Source organism: Siminovitchia sediminis (assembly GCF_042680885.1).
Classification (GTDB): Bacteria; Bacillota; Bacilli; order Bacillales; family Bacillaceae_C; genus Siminovitchia; species Siminovitchia sediminis.
Window position 1 is genome coordinate 14,499 of sequence record NZ_JBHUEO010000037.1, and the last position, 14,738, is coordinate 29,236.

A 14,738-nucleotide genomic window follows, 5' to 3' on the forward strand; every position below is an offset into this window, starting at 1 on the left:
GTAGATTCTTTTATTCGTGTTCCAAATTTATATTATTAGTTTGTGCGTATTCCAAAATATTGTCGACTCCATTTACAATATCATCATCATTCATAAATGTTAATGATTCACTAGCCATATTCCTTACCATATTTTTTGTAATAACACTTCCAGTGTATATTTTTGAACCATTATTAATTAAAACCAAACCATCATCTACTGGTTCCCAATCTATTTCTGCTTGAGGGTGTGTATGTTCCCTTCCCCATTCTATAAGCTTTTGTTCATCTTCTCCTTTTAAATTCACGTAAAACCCCGTAAGTCCTTCCTGTTTTAATGAGTCGTCAAAGGCTTCGATTAATTTTGTATCTTTAACATCTTTTTCATCTGCAGCAAAAGTCAACAACAGAAATGTCTCCTGGTTATCCAATTTCTCTTCTAATTGCTTTAAGGTTAATTCATTCATACCCTCTTCTGGTTTACCGCATCCTGCCATCACGAGCAGAACAGCCAATACTGCACCAAAAGGGAATAAAGTTCGTTTTGCCATGTTATCCCCCCGAAGTTAATTTTGCTTTGATTATATCAAAATTAACTCGTAAAATAGGAACCTTTTGGAAATATGAATAAAAAGTAACAACTTATAGGACATGGGTTGTGTTATACTTTTGCTAGTACAATAGAATCGGCTCTCTCAAGGGCGGTCTGGCTCATCCCCAATGAAAGGGGGTGAGGCTGATGACAGTATTTGAAGCGCTATCACTAATGATAGCTTTCGGTGCCTTGGTCGCCATACTGTCTCAAGACAAAAAGAAATAGACCTCCCTTGAGACCTCGCAACGTTTCGGGGATGGTCTATTCCTGTAACCATAGAGCCTGCCACTCTTTGAGAGGCGACTATTGTACTTGACCGTGAGTGTTACAGCACTTGCGGTCTCTTTTTACTTTACGTACTTCTTACCCTTTTTATAACACATTTTAACATCAATTACAATAAACGAACCAAAATGATCATGATTATCCTTGATGGAGTAAATGCAAGTCCCTTGATAACATGGGAATCACTTCTCCCAGTTGAAATAATTCTTCAGGCATTAAGGTTAATCCTTTCCCAATATCCGATTTATTTGGCGGCCACCAACGGATATCATATTTTGGTTCATTTCCATTCCAGCTTACCAGATTCAACTCTTTTCTCCAGCCGTTTTTTCCTTCCTTAAGAACGGCTATTTCCTTCAATATTTGAAACTTCATTCTCACTTCGTCTGCACCTCCTCTTTTTGAAATAATATCAAACTGCTCCTTTTACCTGTTTCCTCAATGCCTCTTTTTCATCTAATTCCAATGGCTCCCCGGTTTCCTCGATGCTTTCCTCCTGTTCGCGCCTTTTTTGCTCCTGTTTTTCTCTTGCTTCCCTGATCTTTTGATCCCATTTCTCTAGAACAGCGTCAGGAAGACATTGGCTTAGGCTTTTATATATTTTGTAGATGATTGGACCGGACAGGGATGTTTCATAGGTTAAATAACTCAGCAGATGCAAAAAGGACCATTTATCTATCTCGTCCTCATACTTAAACGTTTCACCGCATGCAATAAACACTTTCCTTAAATCCGTTTTCAGTTTAAGGAAGTCATCCCGTCCCATAGCATCTACCATACGCACAAATTGTTCCTGTTCATTTTTTGAAGTAAAGACCATTTGCGATAAATTCAAATCGTGGTATGTCGTGGACATAATTGGAAGTTCTAATATGGACCGGCTGTTATCAAAATCATCGGCCAGGTATTCCCACCGAAATTTGTGCGAAGTCACATCTTTATTAAAAATCGGTTTTGGAACGATTTTACGGCGCTTGTTATCCTGGCGTTTGTTGGCCCGAACTACTACCGATTGTCCTTCTTTTAATTGCATCAATTCATCCGGCATCATCAGAGGCCGTTCCTTGACTGATTCGCTATGAGACTTGTCGGAAGACAGTAATTTTCCGTTCCGGCTGACATCTGTGATCGTTTTTGTCCCAATTAGCGAGCTAAACTGCTTGGCCGTTTGCTCATCCTTTGTGAGAATGTATATCTGGTTTGAACAGTTGCCGATGATGGTATCCGCTTCATCCCCATATCGGGACTTTATCTGAGAATAAGCTTGTACAATTAAATGGAAACGAAAACCACGTCCAGCACCAACAGTCACCATACCGGACATCCCTTCAACAGTTGGCATGTTTCCAAATTCATCCAGCAAAAAATGGACCTGACGCTTTAACTTCCCTGATGGACTCATTGTCGCTTTTTCCGCATTCACGCGATACAGCTGGCTGACAAAGATACTGGCCAACACATGATTCGACTCATCAAAGTCAGGTGTCACCATAAACACCGCAACAGGCTTGTCACCAAAGCCTACATCGGTTAAATTCATGCTGTTATAGCTTGTAAGCTTTGCGTTAGGCTCCAGCGCAAATATCTGGAGCTTATCCATTGCGGTTGAAAAAATACTGGCTCTTGTATTACCGGCAGCGAAGTTACTTGTCGCATACATCATCCTTGCCGGATTATTGTCTTCCCTTGCTCTAAAAAACAAATCTAACGCATTATTGCCTTCTTCATCATTATCGCCGCCTTTCGTAGAAAGAAAGTTTGCCACTGAATACATGTTGACTTTTTCTTCTTTTCCTGTAGCAATGGCATCCTCGGTAAGTGCTAAAATGATTGCAGTTACCAAGGACTTTGCCGAATTGGACCAGAACGGATCTTTTGCATTCGGATCATGATATAGGCTGTACGCCACACTATTTGCATATTGTTGGGCTAAACTCGGATTCCCTGTTTTCCAGGCGTCAACCACCAAATGCAAAGGATTAAATCCCATGCCCATAGATTGCTGAATAAGATTGAACACGTGAACTTCATAGCCACGCTTAATTAATGTGTCATAACTGGCAGCAGCCAACTCCCCTTTGGGATCGTTGACAACCAAGGACGGTTTATTTTTTGCCCGACTTAACACATCCAGCATCGGAAAGACAAAGGTTTCCCCTTTCCCGGATCTTGTAATACCAATGACCATCGTATGAATTGGCCCTTCATCAATCAATAAACGATAAGGACGATATTTTTCTTGGAGCCCTGATATAATGACTCCCCCATTGCCGTCATACTCCTCTTTTGCTGCAGGAATCATTTTATATTGCTTCTTCAATGCCTTGACCTTCTCAAATTCGCTCGTTCCATGCTGTCCTTTGTTCAAAGACTGATAATTCATTCGTATATTAAAAAGAAACTTAATCAGCCCAATTCCAACAATCAAATAGAACCCGGCATAAAACCATAGAACATCTGTCTGAAAATGCAAAAAGCTTTCCCATGGAATGGAAAAGCCAACGTTTTCAGGATCTTTTGCGAACTGTTCAATAGCAAGAAGCAACTTTTGCAAAAAAGCCAAAACAAAATTAGCCAAGAAAAAGGAAACAATTAAAAATCCGATGGCAAATAAGAATATTGCCTTCGGACTCGTCAATCGCTCTAATAGTTGCTTATTTTGCATATTCCTTTTCCACCTTCCCTTTTTAAAATCTCCGCCCCAAACTTCGAGTATCTTCCAAATGGCATCCACACATGAAATGTAATAAAAATTTGTCGTTGCTTTTTCGAGTGATCAACCGTGCCAGTCCAGCTAGTGCCTTGCAGGGCAGCATTAAGCGTTTCCTGCGCTTCCTTATTAACAAACCTCTTCTTCTTTGACATGTTTGGCGTATACAACATCAGCTTCGATGCTAAAGGAAAAAGGCTCATCAGGAACGCCGTTCAATTGATCCTTAAATAGCGTACTGACAAGCCCTGTGGAATCGGAAATGACTGTGAGCATGTTGTCGTCTTGGCTAAATATATAAACCTCTGGCAAAATATCACCTCACTCTTTTAAAAAGAGCTTAATTAGGACTCCTTTACTATCAATCTTTTAAAAATTCTTGTTTTTTACTTCTCCAGGCTCAAGATCTTTTTTTGTGGGAACGTCCGAGTTTTTGAAAAATATTAAAAAAGATATTAACACGAAAAGCGTACTAAAACTAAAAAACAAGATTAGTAGGGAACTCCAAATAGCATTGATCGATCTCATTACAACTAGCGATATTAAAATGTTTTCCAACAACACTTGATAAACGATTGTGGTAATTACTGTCAAAAAACCAGTTATTAATGCTAAAGAGGAAATAATAATAAACTCTTTTCTATAGTGTCCGTCTTCCATGATGTCTTTTACGATTTTTGTATTAAATATTGATGCTAGTACACTTAGACACGCACCGTAAAAACCAAGGCTAATACTTGTTAACAACAGAACACCTTCCAATGCTTTCTCAAAACCTCGGAACACAAAAAGCGGACAATAAAAAAACACTAATATACCTACTGCAACAGAAATCAAAAATGACAAAATTATGAAACGATAACTAACGCTCATTTCACCTCATCCTTAATATTCTATTCTTATAACCCCCATGAGCTTCCTCGTCGTATAGTCTCACCATATCTTCGAAAACTCTTATTGAATTTAATTGTCTATCAGTTTCTAAATTAAAGGTTGTTGACGCTTCTAATTTATGATTTATTAGATCAATTGGCTCTACAGGTGATTCCTCATGTTCTCGAGATCGAATTCTTAATTTCTGAACCTCCGGGTCATCAATAAATTCTTCTAATAATTCAACTGCAAAGTCTGATTCGATTTCGCCAGCTCTTCTTGAACTAGAATTAAGTGTTATTTCGACAGACGCAACACCATTAGGCCGTCTATTATAAAGACTTTCCAAAAGCCCTAACGCTTTCTCTCCTACTACTTTGGTCGTGATCTTTCGATATGCTGTTTGTCTAAAAGCTCTTCTTCTGGCTGTATCATCAGATATCATCGCTATTGAAAAATTATTTCCTGCTTCCGCTTCAACAACTAATGATTGAATAAATGAGCTAATTGCAGAAGGTCCTAATGAATCTCGATTTCTTTGTATCATTAAAACATGATTTTCCGGATCATATAAAACACTCACTTCATGTCCAATATATTCATCATCATCCAAATCGAGCATTTCAGACTCTCCATGCAATGTTGTTCTGTTGGGTAAAGTGTAACTTAATCGCTCAAAAGTTAAATGATAATATTGGGTAGCATAATCAACGGAAACATCCGAAAGTCGTGCAGGTTCAAAATTATACGTGTATACTCTTTTGTACTCTTGGTTACCTTGGGCCCCTTCCTGTTCTCTCCCAGTTACATATTGTTGTCTAATATGCTCGAAGATAGGTACTAAGTTAAAACCAACCACATTACCATCTTCTCTTTGTGTAATTGGTTCAAAAAAGTTAAAACCTACTCTTTTAATAACAGCCATTTATTAATCCCTCCCCCCTAATCATCAAATTACTCATTTCGACAAGCAGGAGGGAAATCCTTCTTTTTCTCTTCCTAATATATGAGTGTTACCCTAATAAAATCTCTCCGTATAGCTTAACTCCGTTAGATGACTTGCCTTGATCTGCACCGCCCCCGGATCCCCAGCTCAAACCACACTTTCCAGCGCAATTGATACAGCCAAATCTTTGTCGTTTAAAAATATATCCCTTGTCTCGTAATCAATCACCAACACGTCACCTGCTATAAAATTATAGTTTAGTATGATCTTGCCGCCTTTGTTCTTTCCTGTGACAGCATCGGCAGCCTCCCTTGCCGCACTAGCAACAGCAGATACCTTAGACTTAATTCCGTTAATAAATCCCTGAATAATATCTTTTCAGATTTGTACCAGGTCAATGCTTTTAAGTGTGTTGACACTGTTATCTTTGACACCACGGATCTTTTCTAATGTCTTTGATTTCAGTTCTTCCCATTTTCGGATTTTGTCACTCACTAGATCACCTACCAAAGAAATGACTTTGTATTTCAATTCGTTCCATTTTCGGATAGCTGAAGATACTAAATTTCCATGATCCTAATTATTGCATTATTTTCAAAGAATCTCATATGTTTGATGCAGTTTGCTTTAATGAATATAATAAATCGGTAAGGGTTTTTTTGTTTTTTAATTTATTCTACCTTTCCATGTCAACAACTCTTTTTTTTGAAGGTTCTAGGTTTCTTCTTTTTGCTTCAAATGAATGTTTTACGTCATTAAATGCCTCAGTAAATTTCTTTTTATCAAGGTTTAAATATTCATTAGCATCTTTTATACCAACCGGAAAAGGAAAAATTTGATATCCAGCCTGTATTTGCTCCAATGTATCGATTATCTCCTTTGTTGCCTTTTCCCCCGCTTGATCTGCATCTAATGCCAGAATGATGTTTTTATCCTGGAGCAGTACTTTATTTTCCAAAATAAATTGACAAAGCTTTCTGGTCTTGGCCGCACCGGTCAAAGCCATCAGTCCAACAGCAGGATCCACTTCACGGAAAGAAGCAGTATCTAAAATCGCTTCACTGATGACCAATGTGTTCGGTTTGTTAGGGATGTCAATAAAAAAGTCCCTCGTTTCTTTTGAGGGATTTACAATCAATTGAAGCTCTTTTGGTTCTATACAAGGATCAATACTGGACCGTAATAATATGCGATCTAAATGTCCATCGTCTCCGTAGATTGGAAAGATTAAATTCCGTTTGCACATCCAGTCATTTGTTGAATAATTCTTGGAAAAAAGCTCTTTTCCTATTTCAAACATTTTTTGAACGTAGGCCTCATTTATTAAATCAACTATAAACGGCCTCGTCGTTTCTTTTGAGAGCCCTCTATATCCGTTATCAAGTGTAGGACTTTCAAAATGATTCTGCATATGCTTTAGGAACCGTGTCATCCAGTCAAGGGCTTGGGCCTGCTTTTTCGTAAGACTTGGATATTCCTCCGATATAGGTTTGAGTGACCAAACTTCATCCTTCTCTTCAAAATGCAAGATCATACGCTCACCACATTTGTTTTCACGGTTACATCGAATAAAACTTGGATTGTTTTTATAAATGAATGCTTCTTGTTGCTGGCATTCAGGGCATGTGCATAGGAAGTATCTTCCTTTGTCTTTTGCATTTAGGTCCGCCAAGGCTTCCTCAATGTTCTGATACAGTAACTTGTTCCTGTTCTGCATCCAGAATCACCTTTCCGTCAAATTCCATTATTTCAGGCAGTTTCTCCCAGTATTTTTGGATGACTGGAGCCAATACCAGTGATTTAACCATTTCGTCTGTTTTTAGCACGGTCCCTTGAAACAAAATCTTATCGTATTCTTTTAGGAATGCATTATTTAATTCAGCATGCAATTCATAAGCATCTGAAAATCCCATTTCCCTTCCTAAAAATTCAAACAAAAACGTCTCCAACTCTTGATAGGGCCGGAAACGTGGATAAAGAGCATCTATTCGTTTTTTCGATACTGATTGAAAACTGGCGGCGGCATACCGAACAAACTTTGAAAAATATTCATCATCTTCAAACCAAAACTCTACTTCTTTATTAAGTCCCGCGTCATTAATGAATGTTTTATTCTGCCGGACCTGTTTGACTATAGTTCGGTAAGATGAATCAATAGAAGTGATGATCTCTTCCAAATAGGAATAAAAGCCTGTTGCTACATGTGGATAAACTTCATCAAATAACTTTTTCAACTTGTCAACTTCCAGAACTAAAGGAAATGGTACCAAATCAGGCTTTCCCAAAACCTGATCAAACCTAATGGCAAAAGTTTTGAACTCTCTATTTAAAAAAAGCTGACGTTCCTTTTCTGCATATTCCTTAAATTTTTTTACGTGCTTGCGCTGTTCTTTATTAGTTTTACACAATGCTTCTTCCAGTTGCTTTTCAAGGGATTGTTCTTTGTCAAAACCCATTTGAGTTACCAGTACCTTTTGACCATTCATCCACAATTCAACTGTTTTCTGTTTTACCGTTCGCTTTTCTTGATCAAGCCGTATTTTTATTTTCTGGACAATTTCATTTGCTTCACATAAAAGGTAATTCCGTTCTTCATCCAACTCCCGGTAATATTCGCCTTCCTTACCAAATTTAATAATTAATTCCCTCATCCTGACACCCTCTTTCTTCTTTAAAATAACCCGATTGCTCTTTTTCTATTAAAATCCAACCACACGCCCTGAGAACCAGCTAACAAGAGAAGCAGCCAAATAAACAAGGGCAAATCCGATGAATACATTGACCATCCATCCTGAATACATATCTTTCTTTTGAGGATCTCTGGCAAATGTCCATAAAAGACCGATTACCACCAGAATTAAACCGGCTAACACAGGTGCCACCGGTTTAATCCCGTCCGTAATATTTCTTATGGTTGTAATAACCTGATTCATAGATCAATCTACCTCCCTTGCCATTTCTGCAATGAAATCTTTATTTGATAAATTAAAATGAAGAACAACTTCCTGATGTTTCTTATGGAGCCATTCAAAGTAGGAAACCTCCTGCCCTTCTAAAATTCCTTTTGCTAAAGCTTCAAACTCTTGAAAGCCCTCTGGTTTAACATTTGATCGTTTTTTCTTTCGTTTTGGTTTTGTTGTATTTCTTTTTCCTGTTGGTTCATTTTGAACCGATCTTTCCTCAGTATTCATCGATCAACTTCCTCCTCGTTTTATATAAATACATAATGGCTACAGGCTCTGATTGCGTTTCATATAAACTCTTTCAATTGGTAAATCCCTCCCTCTTCGCTTAACGGCAATAAAAAAAGACCCATCCAAATCGGAAAGGTCCTACAAAGGAAAACCAAAACTGGCGCTCGCGTCCGCCTAATCCTTTGATACTAACAATATAACACGGTTTTTAGAGATTTTTGTACGGTTCGAGTTCGTAAAAAGTTCAAATGGAGTACACCAAAAGTGTCAAAATAGAAGATGTTATAAAGTTGGACTACATTAACACCCAAGCCAAAAATCCATTTCTTGGTTAGAGACATTAGGCTTAAAAACAAAAGCCAACTAGCATTCGATTTTCTGTACTTTTCAAATAGACTCAAATTTTCCAGCAAAGAAGCCGGTTGATTGTTATAATTGGAATAGATATCCTGTTAGGTAGTAGTAAGAATAGATAATTCAAAAAATTCATCAAAAACTAAATGCTTTCACATATTTAAGAGAAACTTAATAAAGCTAAAGGAGGCTCATATGAGTATTAAAACGTACCAAAACAAAATTCAAAATTTGGAAAAAGAGATAGGTAATATTGAAAAGAGCATCGGGAAAGAGCAAGAAAAGATAGAAAAAGCCTTGAAAGCCTTACAACGTACCAAAAGCCCATCGATCCGCAACACTAAACAAAGAGAAATGATAACTGCTCAAAAAAAGGTTGGCGAACTCAAAGTTAGGAAAGCCACCAAATTAAAATCTTTAAACAATGCATTAGAACAATTAAGAAGAACGGAAGAAAGAGAAACAAAAAAACTTCAAACTGCCGAATTGAACCATAATAAAAAGATTACTGATGAGTTAAAAAAACAACAAAGAATTAGTCAAGAAATATCAGCCCACCCTATTACAATTAATTTCGAAGCATTACCTGATAAAATTAATGTCCTTTTCTTAGCCTCAAATCCTTCTGATCAAGATTCATTACGATTAGACCAGGAAATTCGATTAATACAAGAGAAGATTCGTGCATCAGACTACCGCGATTCTATTAATCTACAATCTTGGTGGGCAGTTCGTTCGAACGATTTATTACAAGCCATAAATGAGGTAAAACCTCATATTATTCATTTTAGTGGGCACGGTTCTCCAGATCATGATATTGTACTGGAAACAACTGAAGGAACTACCAGTCTTTTATCGAAAGAAACTGTCTCACTTTTAATGAAGACGATGTCCGATTCAATAAAACTTGTGATTTTTAATAATTGCTTTTCTAGTGGACAAGCGGCAGCGGTGACTGAGCACATTGACTGTGCAATTGGAATGAATGAAGCCGTCTATGATGATGCTGCAAGAGAATTTGCTGCACAATTTTATTCGGCTATAGGATTTGGCAAGTCTATACAAAATGCTTTTGAACAAGGTAAATTAGCGTTAACCTTAGCCGGACTTGAGGGAGAGGAAATCCCGGAGCTTTACACAAGAACTGGCCTAGACCCTAGTGAAATAATATTAGTCAAACCACCCTTATAATATAAATATATATAGAATATGACCCCAATCTCACAGATGGAGGTCATTTATTAATTCAATTCTGTCTAGTTCCAATAACTTTTTGCAGCTTAAAAAATGATACTTTACTTTTACAAAATTTTGTACTTGAGTTGTAACATGTCTTACAGGTCGCTCTTCAAAGTCTAGAAAATTAATCTCTTAATTAATGATTTTAAAAATAAATCTCTACTATTTTAATCCATTTATTAAAGCCAATCCTAACCAATACAAAGATTCTTTTTTCTTTTGATAATACTGCGTTCGTCCCAAATGCATTTCTTGATAGACTAAATCATCCGGTGTGTATTTTCCATCGTATCCTCTCTTCAAATACTTTTTCTCTATGATTTCTTGATGCATTTCCGGCAATTTGTTTAACCCTTCATGAAAAAAGTGAAGCCACTCTTCGGCAGTTAGTGTCTTTAAAGCAGTAGACTCTGTTGAGCTATGAAAACCGTTGGAATGAAACGGCATGTCTGAATAACTGCTTGTAATTGATGGAATCTTTGTTGTGTTAGCAATGAGTTTCATTCGGAAGTACTTTCTGATCCATTCCCCTAACACATATTCAATCACACATTCCATTTCTTGTTCTTCCAGCTTTTTCATATCGGATTCAGATTGAATTTTATTAGAGTATAACTCAAAGGCAAGCTGCATATCGTTTCCTTACCTCCTCTAAATCTTTAATGATCTGTACCAGGCCTAGGTCTTAGTTTCTTAACAGCAATGTTTACTAGTCATCTTCATCGTCCAACCAATTATAAAGGACTCCTGTATTTTGATTTCGGTAGTTTTGTTTCCGGTCCGCCATCTCCTTGGTCAACAATTCAAATATGGCTGTGTAAATATATCCGGACTCATTCTTCACATTTTGCTCCTTCTCAATTTTTCTAACTGCCCGGCTAAAGGCTTGAATAATTTGATGTTCAAGTTCGCGTTCATGCTCTAACCAAATTACGCAGTCCGTTTCTTTTTCAACGTTATGTTTTGCAAGAAGGATCATCTCATAGTATTTTTTTGCTTGTTCCGGTGATTCAGAGAACACCTGAAGCACCCTAGCTAGTCTTTTGGGAATTCGCTCTTGGTTATCATAAAACGCCTGCTCCATGTATTTTTCTTTTAATTCTTCTTTCTTGTCTTGTGACAAAGAATCAGGAAAATCAAATTGATTATGCAGAGCATCGTCAGTATCTATTGTATCTAGATCTTTATCTTTATACTTAATCTCTTTATTACTTAATTTATTATATGTTGATTTTGGGAAGTCCATTTTGGGAAGTCCAAAATCAACATTAGAAGCCGCACTTTTTTTGGAATGTTGATTTTCAACATTTGAAGATTTCTTCCCATCCCAAACCGAACACCCCTCTTTTTCTTCAATTTCTCGGATATCCTCATCAGTAAATTTCTCTTGTGAATGATAGTAAACGTATTCAAACTTTTTTCCGACCCTTCTCCTTAGTTGAACTACATAATTATTCTCCACCAACTCGTTCCAGGCATTTTGCACAGAGGTACGACCGTTTTTAGCATATCTTTGATATAGTTCGGTTTTATAGATCGTCCAGCTATCAGGCATAGCGGTTAAATTACTCAGTAGCCCAATGGCCTGTAAACTCAAATTTTCTACATCATGCAGCATGTTTCTGTTTATAGACTCGTAGCCTTTACTTTTGAATTTTTTAACATTTCCACTCATAAATTCCCACTCTCCAAGTTTGGCGAATCATATTTTCTGTGTCCGTCCCCTACTCATAATTACCATTTGATCCTCCCAATGATGGATGAATAACTCATTACGCTTACACATACTACAAAATGTGTTGCAATCAATTCCGTCAAAATAGACAATCTCACCATGCAGAAATTCCTTTTTACACCTTGAACAGATTTTTACTCTTGAATGGTTCACATAAGTTCCTCCTAACGATCTATCATTTGATTATTATTCCCATCTTACCTTCCTTGATCATACGGGCTATATCTTTTTCGTACTGCTTAACTTTTTCCTCCGGGATCAGCAAGTCAATTTCTCTGCCTGTATTACTTGTTTCAGAATCTAATAGAAATACCCTTCCACTGTTTTCAACCCGAACAGTTTGGCCGTCTAAGAGTTGAAATCGAAAAATCGTTCTTTTCAGCCCTTTGACTTTAAACAATCCAAATGAAAATGGACCTTCCGGCATTTGTACATGAGTTACAGATAAATGATTTATGTCTATTTACCTCCCCTGTTTCATGACCGAATCGTCTTACTTCAGTTTTTGTTTATGCCTCAAAAACTGCTGCATATTGTCTTCCCTTCCAGATCAAAAACAACAAATACACCTGAACATTCATAATATTTCATTGAACACAATTGCTCTGCTGCCTTTTCAAAAAGGATGTCAGCTATTTTTATTAAGCTACAGTTTGAGCACAGTAATTTTCACTTCCCCTTTACTCACCAAAATTGGTGAATACGTTAATTGGGCCGACTCTCCAATTTTGAAGAATCCCAATTTCGAATAAACTCAAGGGCCTCTTTAAAATCATGTCTTCGAATATCACGATAGGAATTGACACCATAGCGATTTTTTAAATCGGAATAAATCCTCGAAAAGTATTTCCTTCTGGCACCATCCCTTAATAATGGATAGTGAGTATGAATAACACGGCAAACAGCGTTTTGGATTTCCTTCTGTTCTTTTGATAACAACGTTACTTTATTACTTTCCAATACGTGGCGTGTCCGGTTAAATTCGGCTATGTACATTTCTTTAAATTGCATAGCCTTTTCTCCTGTGTATCCCATGGCCAGCATGGCAAATCCATCAAACGTCATTATGAAACTCGGCATAACCCTACCCTGCTTATTTTTGTAAGACGACTCTCCATAATTGGCTTGTCTAAAGTCAACCGAACACTTTAAATTGCGAATGTCACGCAGAACCTTGTCGTGCCCTTTTTGAAAAACTTCTGCAACCTTTAGGCTGTCTGTAAAAACGCTATTACCTTCAACAAAAACAAGCTCGCTATTTACAACGTCTTTAACTAACTTTGTCATGACATACTCTCCTTCTGGGGTATCGCCCTTTATGAGGAATCATTTCTTTTTTAAGAAACTAGGGTGGCTTGCAAAATCAATTACAATTCCTTTATTTTTCATTTCAGAAACTAAGCGTAATAATCTAGACTTTCGATCATGCGCGGAAACATTTATTCCATATTTTACATTCAATTTGAATCATTCCCTCCTGTCATTCACCATTTTTGGCGAGTCCTAAAATATGTTTTTTATTGATCTTGACATGCTATACTTTTATATAAACAACCAGTAAACTATGGTTAGTATGATTCTGATAGGGCTTGGTCTGTTAGATACAATACACGACCATATATGCCGTATAGTTACCTGAAAATTTGATTAAAATGCTTATCCAAAAATTCGGCCATTTTAATTGCTTGAAAAGACCATGTCTGCCCTTTTGATTTCGGGTAATACACAAAGCCCCCATTTTCAACATCCAGTATCATCCTGAACTTTGACGGGTAGAGGATACGTTCTTTAATCCACTCATGCTTTTTGCCTGTTCGCTTTTCAAGATCTTTCATGGTCCAGTACACGCCTTTAAGCTCTTGCTTCTTCAATTCCTCCAGCTCGATCTTTGAAATTAAAACCGAATCGCCGGGGATTGGAATGGTTAAATTCACATTAAGTTGCTGCATCGTTCAACTCCCCTTTTTTATTTGAACTATATTGCAGAAGGCAGAATAAACTTAAGCTGTAGGTTGTTTGCATTTGCAAACACTAATTGCAAAAAAAATATCATCGAACTGTACTTCTAAGGTATCGCATATTTTTTTGGCAGATCCCGGACTTGGGTTCCTTTCGTTATTCTCGATTTGACTAATTAATGCATGGCTAAGATGTGCCCGCTTTGCCAATTCTCGTTGAGAAAACCCTTTTTTAACCCTTGCTTCTTTAAAAGCAACAATATTAACTTTTATGTTCATTTTCTCACCTCTTTCCACTTACGTTTGCTTTTGTAAACATATTACCATTTTTGTACACATTTGTAAACACTTTTTTATAAAAAATGCTGCACAAAGACATTGTTGTGCATTTGCTTTTGTTATCATAATGTTATCAATTGTAAACGAGGAGAATAGTTATGGAGTTTAGTAAGTATTTAAAAAAGCTAAGAGAGGAAAATAAACTTTCAATTCGACAGCTCGCATTGTATTCCAATGTTTCTCCTGCGTATCTATCACAAATAGAAAATGGATCCAGAGGGACTCCATCTCCTGAGGTGTTAAAAAAACTTTATAAGCCTTTAAAAGTTCCTTACGAAAATTTATTGAGAGCAGCCGGATATATTGATGAAGAAAAAAAAGGTCCATATAATACAAACTTTAATCCCCTCTCCGAAATCAACGAGCTGGTAGAAAAGTATGGCATTGAACAAATGGGCTTCTTTGACATAGAAGAGTGGAAAAACCTTTCTCCAGAAGATGTAAGGCTGATTGAAGAACATTTTAAAATGATTGTGAAGCTAGCAAAGGAACGAAATAAGAAAAAGTAGAAGCACCTGGAACCGGATATTGT

20 protein-coding genes are annotated in these 14,738 nt (G+C 37.0%); 3 read left to right on the plus strand and 17 right to left on the minus strand.

Translation table 11 applies throughout. From position 1 onward, the window contains the following. Positions 1-10: 10 nt before the first annotated feature. Complete coding sequence (locus ACFSCZ_RS12565; RefSeq protein WP_380774273.1) at positions 11-529, minus strand: hypothetical protein; 519 nt, start codon at positions 527-529, stop codon at positions 11-13. A 188-nt stretch (positions 530-717) separates the two neighbouring features. Here ACFSCZ_RS12565 and ACFSCZ_RS12570 point away from each other — a divergent pair, with 188 nt between their 5' ends. Next, a complete protein-coding gene (locus tag ACFSCZ_RS12570; RefSeq protein ID WP_380774427.1) occupies positions 718-798 on the plus strand; it encodes a putative holin-like toxin in 81 nt (26 codons plus the stop codon). Between the two features lie 198 nt (positions 799-996). Here the strand turns inward: ACFSCZ_RS12570 and ACFSCZ_RS12575 are convergent, their stop codons facing one another. The 11 genes from ACFSCZ_RS12575 to ACFSCZ_RS12625 form a co-directional block, all read right to left on the minus strand. Next, entirely contained in the window at positions 997-1,233 is a 237-nt protein-coding gene (locus ACFSCZ_RS12575) for a YdbC family protein (protein ID WP_380774430.1), read from the minus strand. Between the two features lie 37 nt (positions 1,234-1,270). Further along, positions 1,271-3,523, minus strand: a complete 2,253-nt coding sequence (locus ACFSCZ_RS12580; RefSeq protein ID WP_380774274.1) for a VirD4-like conjugal transfer protein, CD1115 family — start codon at positions 3,521-3,523, stop codon at positions 1,271-1,273. Between the two features lie 174 nt (positions 3,524-3,697). Then, positions 3,698-3,880 (minus strand): hypothetical protein, encoded by a 183-nt coding sequence (locus ACFSCZ_RS12585; RefSeq protein ID WP_380774275.1) that lies wholly within the window; start codon positions 3,878-3,880, stop codon positions 3,698-3,700. A 57-nt stretch (positions 3,881-3,937) separates the two neighbouring features. Next, positions 3,938-4,441 (minus strand): hypothetical protein, encoded by a 504-nt coding sequence (locus ACFSCZ_RS12590; protein WP_380774276.1) that lies wholly within the window; start codon positions 4,439-4,441, stop codon positions 3,938-3,940. A 1-nt stretch (position 4,442) separates the two neighbouring features. After that, on the minus strand, positions 4,443-5,366 hold the full coding sequence (locus ACFSCZ_RS12595; protein WP_380774277.1) for a DUF6731 family protein: 924 nt from the start codon (positions 5,364-5,366) through the stop codon (positions 4,443-4,445). 168 nt (positions 5,367-5,534) lie between these two features. Beyond that, positions 5,535-5,759, minus strand: a complete 225-nt coding sequence (locus ACFSCZ_RS12600) for a phage distal tail protein (RefSeq protein ID WP_380774434.1) — start codon at positions 5,757-5,759, stop codon at positions 5,535-5,537. Positions 5,760-6,063: 304 nt separating this feature from the next. After that, the gene (locus ACFSCZ_RS12605; RefSeq protein ID WP_380774278.1) at positions 6,064-6,921 is read right to left on the minus strand and encodes a toprim domain-containing protein; all 858 of its coding nucleotides are present in this window, start codon (positions 6,919-6,921) and stop codon (positions 6,064-6,066) included. Next, positions 6,918-7,046 carry a hypothetical protein gene (locus tag ACFSCZ_RS12610; protein WP_380774279.1) on the minus strand — a complete coding sequence of 43 codons (129 nt, stop codon included), beginning with the start codon at positions 7,044-7,046 and terminating at the stop codon, positions 6,918-6,920. The genes ACFSCZ_RS12605 and ACFSCZ_RS12610 overlap by 4 nt, the downstream gene beginning before the upstream one ends. A 20-nt stretch (positions 7,047-7,066) precedes the next feature. Further along, positions 7,067-8,038, minus strand: coding sequence for a hypothetical protein (locus ACFSCZ_RS12615; RefSeq protein ID WP_380774280.1), 972 nt, complete (start codon positions 8,036-8,038; stop codon positions 7,067-7,069). A gap of 48 nt (positions 8,039-8,086) precedes the next feature. Continuing rightward, positions 8,087-8,320, minus strand: coding sequence for a pilin (locus ACFSCZ_RS12620; protein ID WP_380774281.1), 234 nt, complete (start codon positions 8,318-8,320; stop codon positions 8,087-8,089). A gap of 3 nt (positions 8,321-8,323) precedes the next feature. Continuing rightward, positions 8,324-8,578 (minus strand): hypothetical protein, encoded by a 255-nt coding sequence (locus tag ACFSCZ_RS12625; RefSeq protein ID WP_380774282.1) that lies wholly within the window; start codon positions 8,576-8,578, stop codon positions 8,324-8,326. Between the two features lie 552 nt (positions 8,579-9,130). On the opposite strand from ACFSCZ_RS12625, the gene ACFSCZ_RS12630 reads away from it, so the two are divergent. Next, the gene (locus ACFSCZ_RS12630; protein WP_380774283.1) at positions 9,131-10,126 is read left to right on the plus strand and encodes a CHAT domain-containing protein; all 996 of its coding nucleotides are present in this window, start codon (positions 9,131-9,133) and stop codon (positions 10,124-10,126) included. A gap of 210 nt (positions 10,127-10,336) precedes the next feature. On the opposite strand, the gene ACFSCZ_RS12635 is transcribed toward ACFSCZ_RS12630, so the two are convergent. The 5 genes from ACFSCZ_RS12635 to ACFSCZ_RS12655 form a co-directional block, all read right to left on the minus strand. Further along, complete coding sequence (locus ACFSCZ_RS12635) at positions 10,337-10,807, minus strand: ArpU family phage packaging/lysis transcriptional regulator (protein WP_380774284.1); 471 nt, start codon at positions 10,805-10,807, stop codon at positions 10,337-10,339. Between the two features lie 76 nt (positions 10,808-10,883). Next, the gene (locus tag ACFSCZ_RS12640; protein WP_380774285.1) at positions 10,884-11,849 is read right to left on the minus strand and encodes a hypothetical protein; all 966 of its coding nucleotides are present in this window, start codon (positions 11,847-11,849) and stop codon (positions 10,884-10,886) included. A gap of 765 nt (positions 11,850-12,614) precedes the next feature. Beyond that, on the minus strand, positions 12,615-13,196 hold the full coding sequence (locus tag ACFSCZ_RS12645; protein WP_380774286.1) for a Rha family transcriptional regulator: 582 nt from the start codon (positions 13,194-13,196) through the stop codon (positions 12,615-12,617). A gap of 344 nt (positions 13,197-13,540) precedes the next feature. Then, positions 13,541-13,858 carry a DUF771 domain-containing protein gene (locus tag ACFSCZ_RS12650; RefSeq protein WP_380774287.1) on the minus strand — a complete coding sequence of 106 codons (318 nt, stop codon included), beginning with the start codon at positions 13,856-13,858 and terminating at the stop codon, positions 13,541-13,543. A gap of 51 nt (positions 13,859-13,909) precedes the next feature. Further along, positions 13,910-14,146 (minus strand): helix-turn-helix transcriptional regulator, encoded by a 237-nt coding sequence (locus ACFSCZ_RS12655; protein ID WP_380774288.1) that lies wholly within the window; start codon positions 14,144-14,146, stop codon positions 13,910-13,912. A 158-nt stretch (positions 14,147-14,304) separates the two neighbouring features. Between ACFSCZ_RS12655 and ACFSCZ_RS12660 the strand changes: the two genes are divergently transcribed. Then, positions 14,305-14,715, plus strand: coding sequence for a helix-turn-helix domain-containing protein (locus ACFSCZ_RS12660; protein ID WP_380774289.1), 411 nt, complete (start codon positions 14,305-14,307; stop codon positions 14,713-14,715). Positions 14,716-14,738: the final 23 nt, after the last annotated feature.